Here is a 12,174-nt window from a genome sequence, read left to right on the forward strand (position 1 = left end):
GGCGCGTCAGGCGCTCTGGCGCAGGCCGGTCGGGATCTCTTCATTGAAGCAGCGCTGGTAATATTCAGCCACTGTCTGGCGCTCCGCCTCGTCGCATTTATTGAGGAAGGTCAGGCGGAAGGCAAAGCCCAGATCGCCGAAGATGCGGGCATTCTCCGCCCAGGTGATCACCGTGCGCGGCGACATGACGGTGGAGAGATCCCCCGCGATGAAACCGGCACGGGTGAGGTCGGCCAGCGCCACCATGGCGCCGACGCGCTTTTTGGCCGCCTCGTCCTTGGGGTCGTCGCCCATCTTCGCCATCACGATGGCGGTTTCCTGCGCATGCGGCAGATAATTCAGCGTGGCGACGATGTTCCAGCGGTCCATCTGGCCCTGATTGATCTGCTGGGTGCCATGGTAAAGGCCGGTGGTGTCGCCCAGCCCCACCGTGTTGGCGGTGGCGAAGAGCCGGAAGGCCGGGTGCGGGCGGATGACGCGGTTCTGGTCCAGCAGGGTGAGCTTGCCTTCCACCTCCAGCACGCGCTGAATCACGAACATCACGTCCGGACGGCCGGCGTCGTATTCGTCGAACACCAGGGCGCAGGCATGCTGCAAGGCCCAGGGCAGAATGCCCTCGCGGAATTCCGTCACCTGCTTGCCGTCCTTCAGCACGATCGCATCCTTGCCGACGAGGTCGATGCGGCTGATATGGCTGTCCAGATTGACGCGGATGCACGGCCAGTTGAGGCGCGCGGCCACCTGCTCGATATGGGTGGATTTGCCGGTGCCATGATAGCCCTGCACCATCACGCGGCGGTTGTAGGCGAACCCCGCGAGAATGGCGAGCGTGGTCTCGCGGTCGAATTTATAGGTGGGGTCGGCTTCGGGCACATGCTCGGTGCGCACCGAGAAAGCCGGCACCTCAAGGTCCGAATCGATGCCAAACACGTCGCGCACCTTGACCGTGCTGTCCGGCAGATCGATGGCCGAGGTCGGCAGGGGGCGGGTTTCGGTGGTCATGGCGTCGTTCATGCAGTCAATTCCTATGGCTTCGCGCGGTGGCGCTACAGGGTCTCATCCGGGAGAGCGGCGTCAACTGGCCGCGGCTTGCGCTTGCGGGGAAGCGGACGGGTTTAGTTTGCCACGTAGCGCCGCATAGGCAAGGTTGATTGTCTTTAAAGTCTCCTCCGCCTGGCGGTCGCCCTGGTTGGCGTCCGGATGATGGCGCTTGGCCAGCTCCTTGTAGCGGATCTTCACCGTCTCCAGCGTCACCGGCCAGGAGAGGCCGAACACCTGCAAGGGTTCGCGCAATTCCGCCGGCGCGCCGGCGTCGCGCGCCGGTTGCGGGCGCGGCCCGAAGGCGAAGGCATGCAGCTCGGCCTCGATCGCCTCTTCCAGCCGCGCGGCGCGGCTGTTCTGCCCCAGCGGCCAGGTGGGGCGCTGCCAGGAGGAATCGGCGCGGGCCTGCGCCTCGATCTCGTCGGCGGACATGCCCTTGTAATAATCCCAGGAGGCATTGTAGGCGCGCACATGCTCCAGGCAGAACCAATGGAAATCGCGTAAGGCGCTGCGGGATTTGGGGGCGCGGTACTCACCCGCGCGCGGGCAGCCGGGGCTGTCGCAGGGCTGGCCGGTGGCCGCGGGGTCCGGCATATAAGCGCGCCGCCGACCATGCGGCTTGTCGTCTGAGGAAAACATGCGTCTAATGTGTACGCGGATACGCCGCGCGGCAACAAGACTTTCAGCCGCCATGCGCGTGGCGCGGGACAGATGAAGGAGCCGAGGATGACGAACAGGGTCGAGCGGATCAAAACCGCGTTGGAGACGGCGTTTCAGCCTTCGCTGCTGGAAGTCGACGATGAAAGCCGCCGCCATGCCCGCCATGCCGAGCGTAACGATGTGCCGGTGGGTGAGACGCATTACCGGGTGAGGATGGTCGCCAAGGCTTTCGCCGGGCAGAACCGCCTGGCCCGGCAGCGCGCGGTGAACGAGGCGCTGGCCGGAGAGTTCTCCACGGGCCTGCACGCGCTCTCGCTCACCTTGAGCGCGCCGGAGGAAACGGCCTAGTCGCGGCCGTAATTATCCTCGATCCGCACGATGTCGTCCTCGCCGAGATAAGCGCCGGACTGGACCTCGATCAGGGTCAGGGGAATCTTGCCGGGATTGTCGAGCCGGTGGACGCAGCCGAGCGGCAGGTAGATGCTCTCATTCTCCCGCACGAGGATTTTTTCCTCGTCGCGGGTGACGAGGGCGCAGCCCGCCACCACCACCCAATGCTCGGCGCGGTGAAAATGCTTCTGCAATGAAAGCTGGCGGCCGGGCCATACGGCGATGCGCTTCACCTGGAAACGGTCGCCTTGGATCAGGCTTTCGTAAAAGCCCCAGGGACGATAGGTGCGGTTATGGTTTTCGGCCTCGGGGCGCTTGGCCGCCTTCAGCCGGTCGACGATTTTCTTGACGTTCTGCGCCTCGCTCTTATGTGCCACCAGCACCGCGTCCTGGGTGGTGACGACCACGAGATCCTTCACCCCCAAAAGGGCGGTCAGCATGCCGTCCGAGCGCGCGTAACAATTTTCCGCTTTTTCCAGCACCACATCGCCCTGGATAAAATTTCCGGCCTCGTCGCGTGGCGCGATCTCCGCCAGGGCGGACCAGGAGCCGACATCCGACCAGCCGATGGCGGCGGGCACCACGGCGGCGCGGGAGGTTTTTTCCGCGACGGCGTAATCGATGGAAATATCCGGCGCGGCGGCGAAGGCGGCTTCGTCCAGCCGGATGAAATCGAGATCGCTCTTGCGCGCCACGACCGCCTGGCGCGCCGCTTCCAGCACTTCTGGCGCCAGGGTCTGCATCTCCTCGATCAGCACGTCCGCCTTGCAGACGAACATGCCGGAATTCCACAAATACCCGCCTTCCTTCAGCATGGCGGCGGCGCTGGCGGCGTCGGGCTTTTCGATGAAGCGTTCCAGTTTGCGCGCCCCGGGCAGGCCCTCCAGCGGGGCGCCTTCGGCGATATAGCCATAGCCGGTTTCCGGCGCGGTGGGGTGCATGCCGAACGTGACGATGTAACCCGCCCGCGCGGCGGCGGCGGCGATGTTCAGCGCCTCGCGCAAGGCGGGTAGATCCTGGATGGCGGCATCCGCGGCCATGATCCAGAGAACCGCGCCGGGGTCGGTTTCCGCCGCCAGCAAGGCGGCCGCGGCGATGGCCGGGGCGGAGTTGCGCCCCACCGGCTCCAGCAGGATTTTCGGCGCCTTGATGCCGGCATCGCGCAATTGCTCCGCCACGACGAAGCGGTGCTCCTGGTTGGCGACCACGAGCGGGGCGGTGAAGCCGGGGCCGGTGGCGCGCAGGGCGGTTTCGGCCAGCATCGGCGTTTCGGAGATCAACGGCCAGAATTGCTTGGGGAAGCTCTTGCGCGAGACGGGCCAGAGCCTGGTGCCCGATCCGCCGCAGAGAATTACCGGAACAATCATTTCGCCCGCAGCCTGATACGGCATCGTACCCCCTTGTTCAGCCAGGCCAGTTAACCCTCGCGCCTGGAAACTGTCCAGCGAGACTGGCAGAGTGCGCGCCATGACACACGATGTTTTTCCCGTCCGGCTGCGGGATATGACGGCGCCGGCCCTGGCGGCCTTGCGGGCGGATGCACCGGTGATTCTGCTGCCGCTGGGCAGCCAGGAGGATCATGGGCCGCATCAGCCGATGGGGGATTTTCTCTTGGCGGAGATGCTGGCCGAACGGATCGCCAGGCGGGCCGCCGGGGCGGGTGTGCCCTGCCTGGTCGCGCCCGCTCTGCCTTTCGGCGTGGCGGATTATTTCGGTTCGAGTCCTGGCGGGATGGCCTTGGCGCCGGAGAGCTTCCGCCGCGTGCTGGGGGACCTTCTGGATAGTCTCCTGCGCCAGGGGTTGCGGCGCCTCGTGATTCTCAACGCCCATGGCGGCAATGTGCCGGTGGTGCATGAGGTGACGCTGGCGCTGCGCCGGCGGGATGGGGTGGTGGTGCCCTCCTTCTATCTCTGGAAGGTGGCGCGGCAATTGATGGAAAAAAGGCTGGAGGGGGGTGCCGCGCGTTTTGGCCACGCGGCGGAGCCGTTGCTCTCCCTCAACATGGCGTTGCGGCCGGATGATGTGCGCCCCGATGACATGCCCGCCGGGGGCGGTGAGCTGCTGGGGTTGGCGGTGAAGGATTTCGGCACGCTGGATTTCGAGGGGCTGAGCGTGGAGGCGCCGGTGGAATTCGCCGATGTGCCCAAGCCCGCCATCGAGGCGGCCTGGGCGGAGGGCAGCGCGGCGCTGGGTGAGGCCGTGGCGGAAGATCTGGTCGCCGCGGGGGCGCGGTTCGTGGCGCATGTCGCGGCGCGGGGCCGCTAAAATTCCTTGAACCCCGCGCGTGAAAAACCCCGCGCGTGAAAAAGGCGCCCTTTGACGACAAAGGGCGCCCCGCCAGTCGTTGCCTTGTCTCCGATGCCGTTTCTTACACGGCGGCGAGCGAGGCCTCCAGAATATCCAGCCCCTCATCCAGCAGCGCGTCGGAGATGGTGAGCGGCATCAGCAGGCGGACGGCATTGCCGAACACGCCGCAGGAGAGCAGGATCAGCCCCTTCTCCTTGGCCGTGGCCAGGATCTTCTTGGTGGCCTCGGGGTCGGGCTCGTTGGTGCCGCGATCCTTCACCACGTCGAAGGCGATCATGGCGCCCGGGCCGCGTATGCCCGAGATCGGGTGGACGTCGTTGCGCTTGGCCATGGCGGCCAGCCGTTCCTTCATCCGCGCGCCGATCACATTGGCGCGTTCCACCAGCTTCTCTTCCTCGATCACCTCCAGCACGGCCAGCGCCGCCGCGCAGCCCAGCGGCGAGCCGGCATAGGTGCCGCCCAGCCCGCCCGGTTCGGCGGCGTCCATGATCTCGGCCTTGCCGATCACGCCCGAGAGCGGAAACCCGCCCGCCAGGGATTTGGCGATGGTCATGATGTCCGGCTTGACCGTGCTATGCTCGATGGCGAACATCTTGCCGGTGCGGGCGAAGCCGGTCTGCACCTCGTCGATCACCAGCAGGATGCCGTGCTGATCGCAGATCTTGCGCAGCCCCACCAGCAGCTCTTCCGGCGCGGGCAGGAAGCCGCCCTCGCCCTGCACGGGCTCCAGCGTGATGGCGGCGACGCGCGAGGGCTCGATGTCCGCGCGGAACAGCATCCCGATATATTTCAGCGTATCCTCGACACTGACGCCGAACTGCTCGTGAGGGAAGGGCACATGATAGACCTCGCCCGGCATTGGCGCGAATTTCTTCTTGTAGGGCAGCACCTTGCCGGTCATCGCCATGGTGAGCATGGTGCGGCCGTGATAGCCGCCGGCGAAGGTGATCACGCCGGGGCGGCCCGTGGCGGCGCGGGCCGTCTTGATGGCGTTTTCCAGCGCTTCGGCGCCGGTGGTGAAGAAGATGGTCTTGGCCGGGCCCTCGATGGGGGCGATGGCGTTCAGCTTCTCGGCCAGCTCGATATAGCTGGCATAGGGAGCGACCTGAAAGCAGGTATGGGTGAAGGAGTCGAGCTGCTTCTGCACCGCCGCCATCACTTTCGGGTGGCGGTGGCCGGTGTTCAGCACCGCGATGCCGCCCGCGAAATCGATATAGCGCTTGCCTTCGATATCCCACAGCTCGGCATTCTCCGCCTTGGCGGCGAACACCGCATGGGCGTTGCCCACGCCGCGCGGCACGGCCGCCACGCGCCGGGCCATCATTTCGCTGTTCGTGCTCATCCTGGTCGCATCTCCATCGGGTGAAAACATCGCCGTCCTCGCGGCGCGTTTAAGATTATAGACACCTGGGAGAATGGTGGCGAGTCGATTCGAACGGCTTTATCGTTCGGCGGTGGTCTTTTTTTCAAAGATGGCCCGGTCCGGCGGATCGCAAGCGGTGCTTTCGATTCTAATCACTTCCGCCAAGGGGGGGCCGTCATGGCAGGCGGCGAAGCAGGCCTGCACCGCGCCGGCCCGTCCGGAGATCACGGCTTCCACCGTGCCATCCGTCAGGTTGCGCACCCAGCCATGCACGCCAAGGGCGCGCGCGGTCTGCGCCAGCCAGTCCCGGTAGCCGACCCCTTGCACGCGGCCATGGACAATGAGGCGCAGGCTGTTCATGCGCCGGCGAGCCGGATGAAGCGGGCGGCATCCTCGATATCGGCCAGGATTTTCGCCCGTTTGGCCAGCTCCTCGGGATCCTCGCCCCATTGCTCGGCCTGCCATAATTCGTCCAGCGCGGCGGCGGCGCAGGCGGCTTGCGGGGCCAGGGCGCCCTCCGCCACGGCCAGACCGAGCACGAAGCTGCCGAGCCCGGGGATCAGCACGCCGAGCCCGGCCAGCTCGTCCTGCGTGCGCGCGGCCAGCAAGGCCATTAGCTTGTCCTCCGTCCAGGGCAGTTGGTTCACCGGCATCAGCCCCTCGGTCGTGATCAGGCCGATGCCGTGGGTGGTGTCCATCCAGCGCAGCCATGGGTCCCATTGCGCATGCTGGCGGGCGGCCAGGGCGGGGGGCGTATCCGCCCGGTAACAGAGCAGGTCGTTCAGCCCATAGGCGGCGAGCTGGCGGACGATGTCGGCGCGGTGCGGCGCGATGCGCTCACGCGCCGTGCAGGCCAATTGGGTCAAGGGCAGGTCGGCGGGGGAGAATTCGGCCTGGGCCTCGTTCCATTCCTGGGCGATGGCCTCGGCCAGGGCCCGGCCCGGCACGGCCAGGGCGGTCCCGCCGGGCGTTTTCACCGTCCGGTTGTCCAGGCTGACGGTATAAAGCCCGGCTTCGCGGCGCGGCGCGGCGTGCTTCCAGAAGCGTTTCATTGGCCGAGCAGGGAGTTGAGCAGGCTGCGGGGCCCGGTTTGCGGCTGGCTGCCCGTGCCGGACCCGCCAGACCCGCTGGTGCTGCTGGCGGCGGGAGCGGGGCCGGGCTGACCCATGCGGGCGAGCTTGAGCGCCGCCGGGCAGGCATCGCCGCTTTGGCCGCCGGTGATCGCGCCCACGGCCTGGCCGAGCAGGGAATTGCCGCCGAGGGCTTGCTGCAGCGGGTCGCCGGCGAGGCCGGCGGCGGCCTGGGCGGCGGCGGTGACGGCGGCCTGCGGTGCCACGCCATAGGTGGGCGCCAGGAATGTGCCGCCGACGCGCACCGGCACGGCCATATTCGTGTCGCCGATCTTCATGCGGGGTTTCAGCACCAGCCCCAGGGTTTCGTTGCCGAAATTCAGGGTGCCGCCGCCTTGCAGGAACAGCCGGCTGGAATCGACGGTCAGCGCCTTCACGGTGCCGATGCCGTTCAGCGCATCCAGCCGCAGCGCGGCGCAGCGGACGGCAACCGGTCCGGAAGCCCCCGCCAGATTGGCGGGCAGGCCGACCGTTTGCAGGACATTGCCGAAAAGCTGGCGGATGACCGCGCCATCCACCACGCCATTGACGCTGGCGATGCCGAGCTGGCCGGAGACCGAGGCGGCCATGGCGGGCAGGTTGTCCCCGCTGGCGGTGGCGTTCAGCCGGGCCTGCACCGTGCCTTGCGCCATGTCCGGCAGGTTGAGGGCATGCAGGAACGGGGCGAGCGCCAGGGCCGGCGCGTCGAGCTTGAGGGTCTCCTGGGCGGGGTCGGTGGTGGCGTCGATGCTGCCCGAGGCGGAAACCGCCCCGCCGGGAAGCTGCCCGGTGAACGGGTTAAGCGTCAGTACGCCTTGGTTCAGCACGGCATGGCCGCGCACCGCCGTGTAGGTGGCCTTGTTGTAGGTGAGCGTGTCGGCGCTCAGCACGATGTCGGCGCTGGCATGACGCAGCAAAGCCAGGGGCAGGGTGAGATCCGGGATCGCCCCGGCCGTGGCGGTTGTTGGCGCGGCGGGCGCGCCGGCCGGTTGGGCCGCGGGCTGCGTGGCGGCGGGGGCGGGCAGGGCGGCCAGCAGCTTGTCCAGATTGGCCTGGGCGATATTGAGATCCAGCTCCAGCCGCGGGGTGGGGCCAAAATTCAGGCTGGCATCGCCGCCGAAGCGCGCATCGTCCAGCGTGGCGCTCAAGCTGTCGAGCCCGATGGCGTGGCGCAGCCCCTGTCCGCCGGGGTCGATCAGCGTGGTTTTCACGGCGATGTTCTTCCAGGCGGGCAGCGCTTGGCCGGCGGGGGCGGAGAGGGCGGCCAGGTCCGGTATGTTCAGCGTCAGCGCCATGGCCGCGCCGCTCAGCTTGCGCGGTGTGGCGATGCCACCGGTCAGGCTGAGGCTGGCATCGCCGAGGCTGGCATTCACGCTCTCGCTGAAATTGCCGGCGGGCGGGGTGGTCGCGGGCAGCAGCGCGGCTGGAATGAAGGCGCTGGGGGCGGTGAAATTGGCCTGAACGACAAAGGGAAGCTGGTCCAGCGTGCCATTGGCGCTCAGCGTGCCGGATTTGGACAGGGCGGGCAGCTTCAGCGAGAGTCCGGCCAGGCTGAGGCCCGGATGCAGGCTGGAGAGATCGGATGCCCCCGCCGTGACCGCGATATTGGTGAGCGCGGGCAGGGGGGTGTTCTGGTCGGTGATCCGCGCCGTGGCGGTGAGGCCGCGTAGCGGCGGCAGCTTATGGCCGCTCAGCCAGCTCGGCGGCAGGGCGGCGCCGACGGTCTCCAGGGCTGGAATGGCGGCGCTCAGGGTCAGGTCGTAGCCGCGCGCGTTCTGCGGCCGGGCGATGCTGCCTTGCAGCTTGGCGGTGGCGCCCGCGAAGCCAAAAGACAGGTCCACCGGCCAGGGGGTGGCGCCGGTGCCGGTCAGCCGCTCCACGGGCCCGACCTCGCCGTTCAGCGTCAATGCGGCGCTGCCGATGGCCGCCTCGCCGGAAAGATGCAGCGGTGCCGTGAGCGATTCCGCCTTGCCGGTGAGGCGGGTGAGCTGAATGATGCTGGACGCGCCGCCCCCTTGCGGGCGGATGATGGCCTGGCCGTTGGTCAGCTCCACTGATTCCAGCGCGATCTTGTAGCCAGGAGCGCTTTTGGCGGCGCTTGGCTGGGGGGCTTGTGCTCCCGTGGCGGGTGGCGCGCCCGCCTTGAAATTCCAGTCCGCCTGGCCGGATTTGTCGCGTTCCAGATAGAGCTTGGGCCCGTCCAGCCGCAGGCTCAGAATGTCCAGCTTATGGCGCAGCAGCGGCAGCAGCGCGATCCGCGCCTCGACCTTGTCCAGGGTCAGCAGGGACGGGTCGGTGAACCCGGCCGGGTTGGCGAGGCTGAGATTGCTGGCCGCCAGGGTGGGGGTCAGGGAGAATTGCAGCCGCAACGGCCCGCCGATGGTCAAGGTGCGCCCGGTGGCCTGGCGCACGGCGGCGATGATCTGCGGCGCATAGGCGTTGGGGTTGAACCGGGCGATGAATAAGCCGGCCGCCCCCAGGGGAAGGAGGATGACGACAAGCAAGGCGCCGACGGCGACGTGGCGGCGCCAGCGTCCGCGCCGGGGAGGCGTGGGGTGGCGATGGGAAACGGGTGCTCTTTGCCTGTCCATGTGCGGGAATTAGTCGCTTTTGTGCCAATAGACGAGAGGTAAGCTTGTGAAAGACCGCAACACGCGCTATGCGGCGCGGCTTAAGTTGTGGCGCCGGAAGCGGGCGTGGTGAAACTGGTAGACACGCCAGATTTAGGTTCTGGTGGCGAAAGCCATGGGGGTTCAAGTCCCTCCGCCCGCACCAAGCCGGCTTAGATTTTTGATTTGTTGAGGTTTGTTCGTCCATGCAGGTTACTGAAACGCTCTCCGACGGCTTGAAGCGCGGCTTTATGGTCGTGGTTCCCGAACCCGAGCTGGCCGCCAAGCGTGAGCAGCGTTTGGCTGAGCTGAGCAAGACCATCCAGATGCCGGGGTTCCGCCCGGGCAAGGTGCCCATGAACATCGTGCGCAAGCGCTATGGCGATGCCGTGGCCGCCGAGATCGTGGAAGGTGCTGTGAACGAGGCGCACAGCCAGCTTCTCAATGAGCGCAATCTGCGCCCGGCGATGCAGCCGAAGCTGGAAATCACCAAGCCCGGCACCGAATCCGACCTGGAATTCACCGTCGAGATGGAAATTCTCCCCGAGGTCGCCATTCCGGACCTGTCGGACGTGACGCTCTCCAAGCCCGTGGCCGCCGTGAGCGAGGAGAAGATCGACGAGGCGCTGAAAAACATCGCCGAGCAGCGCAAGAGCTTCACCAAGGTCGAGGAAGAGCGCCCGGCCGCCGCCGGTGAGCAATTGAAGGTGGATTTCGTCGGCAAGATCGACGGCGTGGCCTTCGAGGGCGGCACCGCCCAGGACGTGGCGCTGACCGTGGCCGGCCCTGGCTTCATTCCCGGTTTCACCGAGCAGGTGGAGGGCATGAAGGCTGGCGAGAGCAAGACCATCACCGTGACCTTCCCCGAGGATTACGGCGCCAAGGAACTGGCCGGCAAGACCGCCGAGTTCGAGATCACCGCCAAGGAGCTGGCCGTGGCCGAGATTCCGGCGATCGACGACGAGCTGGGCAAGGCGGTCGGGCTGGAAGGTCTGGAGCAGCTCAAGGAGCGCGTGAAGGAGCAGATCGGCCGCGAATATGAGGGCATGACCCGCGCCAAGCTGAAGCGCGCGCTGCTGGATGCGTTGGCCGAGAAAGCGCTCTTCGATGCGCCGGTGTCCCTGGTGGATGCCGAGTTCGACGCGATCTGGCGTCAGGTCGAGGCCGAGAAGGAAGCCGGCGAGCAGGATCCGGACGATGCCGGCAAGGATGAAGAGACCCTGAAGGCCGAGTACAAGGCCATTGCCGATCGCCGCGTGCGGCTGGGGCTGCTGGTCGCCGAGATCGGCCGCGCCAACGACGTGCAGGTGACCGACCAGGAATTGCAGCGCGCCATGTTCAACGAGGCGATGCGTTATGGCGCCCAGGCCATGCAGGTCGTGGAGTTCTTCCGCAAGAACCCGCAGCAGATGGAGCGTTTCCGTGGGCCGATCTTCGAGGATAAGGTGATTGATTTCCTGCTTGGCACGGTCAAGCAGGATGAGGTCAGCGTCTCCGCCGAGGAGCTGGCCAAGGACCCGGAAGAGTAAGACGGGGCGGCGCGGTTTTTTAAAAGCGGCGCCGGGACGTTTGGAGTTGGGATGGAAGCCGTTTCTCCGCCGGAGAAACGGCTTCTGCTTTCCCGGGGCGGTTTTCCCGGGCGCATGGCCGATGGCCGCCACCGCGAATCTTTGCAATGAACCGCCCCTAGACGAACCGGAAAGATGCTCTAACCTAGAAACCATGACGCCGGGTTTCGCCCGCGCCGTGGCCGCTGATGGCGCGCCGCGGGGCCGTATCCGGCGGTTATGTGACGTAAAGGATTGAAAACATATGTGGGATCGGGATCCTGTCGAGGTCTATAATAACAACCTCGTGCCCATGGTCGTGGAGCAGACGGCGCGCGGCGAGCGCTCTTACGACATCTATTCCAGGCTTTTGAAGGAACGCATCATCTTCCTCACCGGGCAGGTGAACGATGTCGTGTCGTCCTTGCTGTGCGCTCAGCTCCTGTTTCTGGAGAGCGAGAACCCGAACAAGGAAATTTCCTTCTATATCAACAGCCCGGGCGGTGTGGTTTCGTCGGGTCTCGCCATCTACGACACGATGCAATATATCCGCTCGCCGGTTTCCACGCTGTGCCTTGGCCAGGCGGCCTCCATGGGCTCGCTGCTGCTGTGCGCCGGCGCCAAGGGCAAGCGCTTCGCCCTGCCGAATGCCCGGGTGATGGTGCATCAGCCTTCCGGCGGCGCCCAGGGGCAGGCCACGGATATCGAGATCCAGGCCCGCGAGATCCTGAAGCTGCGCAGCAAGCTGAACCAGATCTATGTGGAGCATACGGGCCAGCCGCTTGAGGCGATCGAGGCGAAGCTGGAGCGCGACACTTATATGTCCGCCGGGGAAGCCAAGGATTTCGGCATTGTGGACGAGGTGGTGAAATCCCAGCTGGAGACCGGCACGCTCAAGGATGAGGCGCCGAAGCCCGAAACCAGCGGCGATTGAGGCTGGGCTTCGTTTTTTGGCGGTTTCGGACAATCCGGCCTCCTTGCGACGGGAAGGCCGGATTTTTCACTTTTTTGACGTTCCTTGACATGAAAAAAGCCCGTTTGACCCTTGTTTCCCGTTTATGGGCCTGAAATGGCTGAATTATTCAGGAAAAAACCCAGTGCTTGTGCCGTCTGGCGTGGGGGACTAGTCTTTTTTTCAGGACGCGGGT

11 protein-coding genes and 1 tRNA gene are annotated in these 12,174 nt (G+C 66.3%); 5 read left to right on the forward strand and 7 right to left on the reverse strand.

Going from position 1 to position 12,174, the window contains the following annotated elements:
* Positions 1-6: 6 nt before the first annotated feature.
* Both cobS and AB7D48_RS03900 read right to left on the reverse strand, forming a co-directional pair.
* On the reverse strand, positions 7-1,014 hold the full coding sequence (cobS, locus tag AB7D48_RS03895) for a cobaltochelatase subunit CobS (protein WP_427976011.1): 1,008 nt from the start codon (positions 1,012-1,014) through the stop codon (positions 7-9).
* 60 nt (positions 1,015-1,074) lie between these two features.
* On the reverse strand, positions 1,075-1,680 hold the full coding sequence (locus tag AB7D48_RS03900) for a J domain-containing protein (RefSeq protein WP_427976012.1): 606 nt from the start codon (positions 1,678-1,680) through the stop codon (positions 1,075-1,077).
* Positions 1,681-1,767: 87 nt separating this feature from the next.
* Here AB7D48_RS03900 and AB7D48_RS03905 point away from each other — a divergent pair, with 87 nt between their 5' ends.
* Positions 1,768-2,049 (forward strand): BolA family protein, encoded by a 282-nt coding sequence (locus AB7D48_RS03905; protein ID WP_427976013.1) that lies wholly within the window; start codon positions 1,768-1,770, stop codon positions 2,047-2,049.
* Here AB7D48_RS03905 and AB7D48_RS03910 read toward each other — a convergent pair.
* Entirely contained in the window at positions 2,046-3,482 is a 1,437-nt protein-coding gene (locus AB7D48_RS03910) for a mannose-1-phosphate guanylyltransferase/mannose-6-phosphate isomerase (protein ID WP_427976130.1), read from the reverse strand. The two genes, AB7D48_RS03905 and AB7D48_RS03910, sit on opposite strands and share 4 nt — an antisense overlap.
* A 76-nt stretch (positions 3,483-3,558) precedes the next feature.
* Between AB7D48_RS03910 and AB7D48_RS03915 the strand changes: the two genes are divergently transcribed.
* A complete protein-coding gene (locus tag AB7D48_RS03915; protein ID WP_427976014.1) occupies positions 3,559-4,356 on the forward strand; it encodes a creatininase family protein in 798 nt (265 codons plus the stop codon).
* A gap of 103 nt (positions 4,357-4,459) precedes the next feature.
* Here the strand turns inward: AB7D48_RS03915 and gabT are convergent, their stop codons facing one another.
* The 4 genes from gabT to AB7D48_RS03935 all read right to left on the reverse strand — a co-directional run bounded on the left by gabT (position 4,460) and on the right by AB7D48_RS03935 (position 9,461).
* Positions 4,460-5,740 carry a 4-aminobutyrate--2-oxoglutarate transaminase gene (gabT, locus tag AB7D48_RS03920; protein ID WP_427976015.1) on the reverse strand — a complete coding sequence of 427 codons (1,281 nt, stop codon included), beginning with the start codon at positions 5,738-5,740 and terminating at the stop codon, positions 4,460-4,462.
* Positions 5,741-5,839: 99 nt separating this feature from the next.
* Positions 5,840-6,121 (reverse strand): acylphosphatase, encoded by a 282-nt coding sequence (locus AB7D48_RS03925; RefSeq protein ID WP_427976016.1) that lies wholly within the window; start codon positions 6,119-6,121, stop codon positions 5,840-5,842.
* Positions 6,118-6,813: an ATP12 family chaperone protein gene (locus AB7D48_RS03930; protein WP_427976017.1), complete on the reverse strand. Its 696-nt coding sequence runs from the start codon at positions 6,811-6,813 to the stop codon at positions 6,118-6,120. The genes AB7D48_RS03925 and AB7D48_RS03930 overlap by 4 nt, the downstream gene beginning before the upstream one ends.
* The gene (locus tag AB7D48_RS03935; protein ID WP_427976018.1) at positions 6,810-9,461 is read right to left on the reverse strand and encodes an AsmA family protein; all 2,652 of its coding nucleotides are present in this window, start codon (positions 9,459-9,461) and stop codon (positions 6,810-6,812) included. Before AB7D48_RS03935 ends, AB7D48_RS03930 begins: the two co-directional genes overlap by 4 nt.
* Before the next feature lie 99 nt (positions 9,462-9,560).
* Between AB7D48_RS03935 and AB7D48_RS03940 the strand changes: the two genes are divergently transcribed.
* The 3 genes from AB7D48_RS03940 to clpP all read left to right on the forward strand — a co-directional run bounded on the left by AB7D48_RS03940 (position 9,561) and on the right by clpP (position 11,960).
* A tRNA-Leu gene (locus AB7D48_RS03940) sits at positions 9,561-9,645 on the forward strand.
* Positions 9,646-9,685: 40 nt separating this feature from the next.
* On the forward strand, positions 9,686-11,008 hold the full coding sequence (tig, locus tag AB7D48_RS03945; RefSeq protein WP_427976019.1) for a trigger factor: 1,323 nt from the start codon (positions 9,686-9,688) through the stop codon (positions 11,006-11,008).
* 283 nt (positions 11,009-11,291) lie between these two features.
* Positions 11,292-11,960: an ATP-dependent Clp endopeptidase proteolytic subunit ClpP gene (gene clpP, locus AB7D48_RS03950; protein ID WP_427976020.1), complete on the forward strand. Its 669-nt coding sequence runs from the start codon at positions 11,292-11,294 to the stop codon at positions 11,958-11,960.
* Positions 11,961-12,174: the final 214 nt, after the last annotated feature.

The organism is Acidocella sp., assembly GCF_050253495.1.
Classification (GTDB): Bacteria; Pseudomonadota; Alphaproteobacteria; order Acetobacterales; family Acetobacteraceae; genus Acidocella.

Bases quoted from the DNA above. Each gene is read 5' to 3' on its own strand.
- AB7D48_RS03925 (WP_427976016.1), bottom strand. From the start codon at position 6,121: ATGAACAGCCTGCGCCTCATTGTCCATGGCCGCGTGCAAGGGGTCGGC.
- AB7D48_RS03910 (WP_427976130.1), bottom strand. From the start codon at position 3,482: ATGCCGTATCAGGCTGCGGGCGAAATGATTGTTCCGGTAATTCTCTGC.
- cobS (WP_427976011.1), bottom strand. From the start codon at position 1,014: ATGAACGACGCCATGACCACCGAAACCCGCCCCCTGCCGACCTCGGCC.
- AB7D48_RS03915 (WP_427976014.1), top strand. From the start codon at position 3,559: ATGACACACGATGTTTTTCCCGTCCGGCTGCGGGATATGACGGCGCCG.
- AB7D48_RS03935 (WP_427976018.1), bottom strand. From the start codon at position 9,461: ATGGACAGGCAAAGAGCACCCGTTTCCCATCGCCACCCCACGCCTCCC.
- AB7D48_RS03900 (WP_427976012.1), bottom strand. From the start codon at position 1,680: ATGTTTTCCTCAGACGACAAGCCGCATGGTCGGCGGCGCGCTTATATG.
- AB7D48_RS03930 (WP_427976017.1), bottom strand. From the start codon at position 6,813: ATGAAACGCTTCTGGAAGCACGCCGCGCCGCGCCGCGAAGCCGGGCTT.
- AB7D48_RS03905 (WP_427976013.1), top strand. From the start codon at position 1,768: ATGACGAACAGGGTCGAGCGGATCAAAACCGCGTTGGAGACGGCGTTT.
- tig (WP_427976019.1), top strand. From the start codon at position 9,686: ATGCAGGTTACTGAAACGCTCTCCGACGGCTTGAAGCGCGGCTTTATG.
- gabT (WP_427976015.1), bottom strand. From the start codon at position 5,740: ATGAGCACGAACAGCGAAATGATGGCCCGGCGCGTGGCGGCCGTGCCG.
- clpP (WP_427976020.1), top strand. From the start codon at position 11,292: ATGTGGGATCGGGATCCTGTCGAGGTCTATAATAACAACCTCGTGCCC.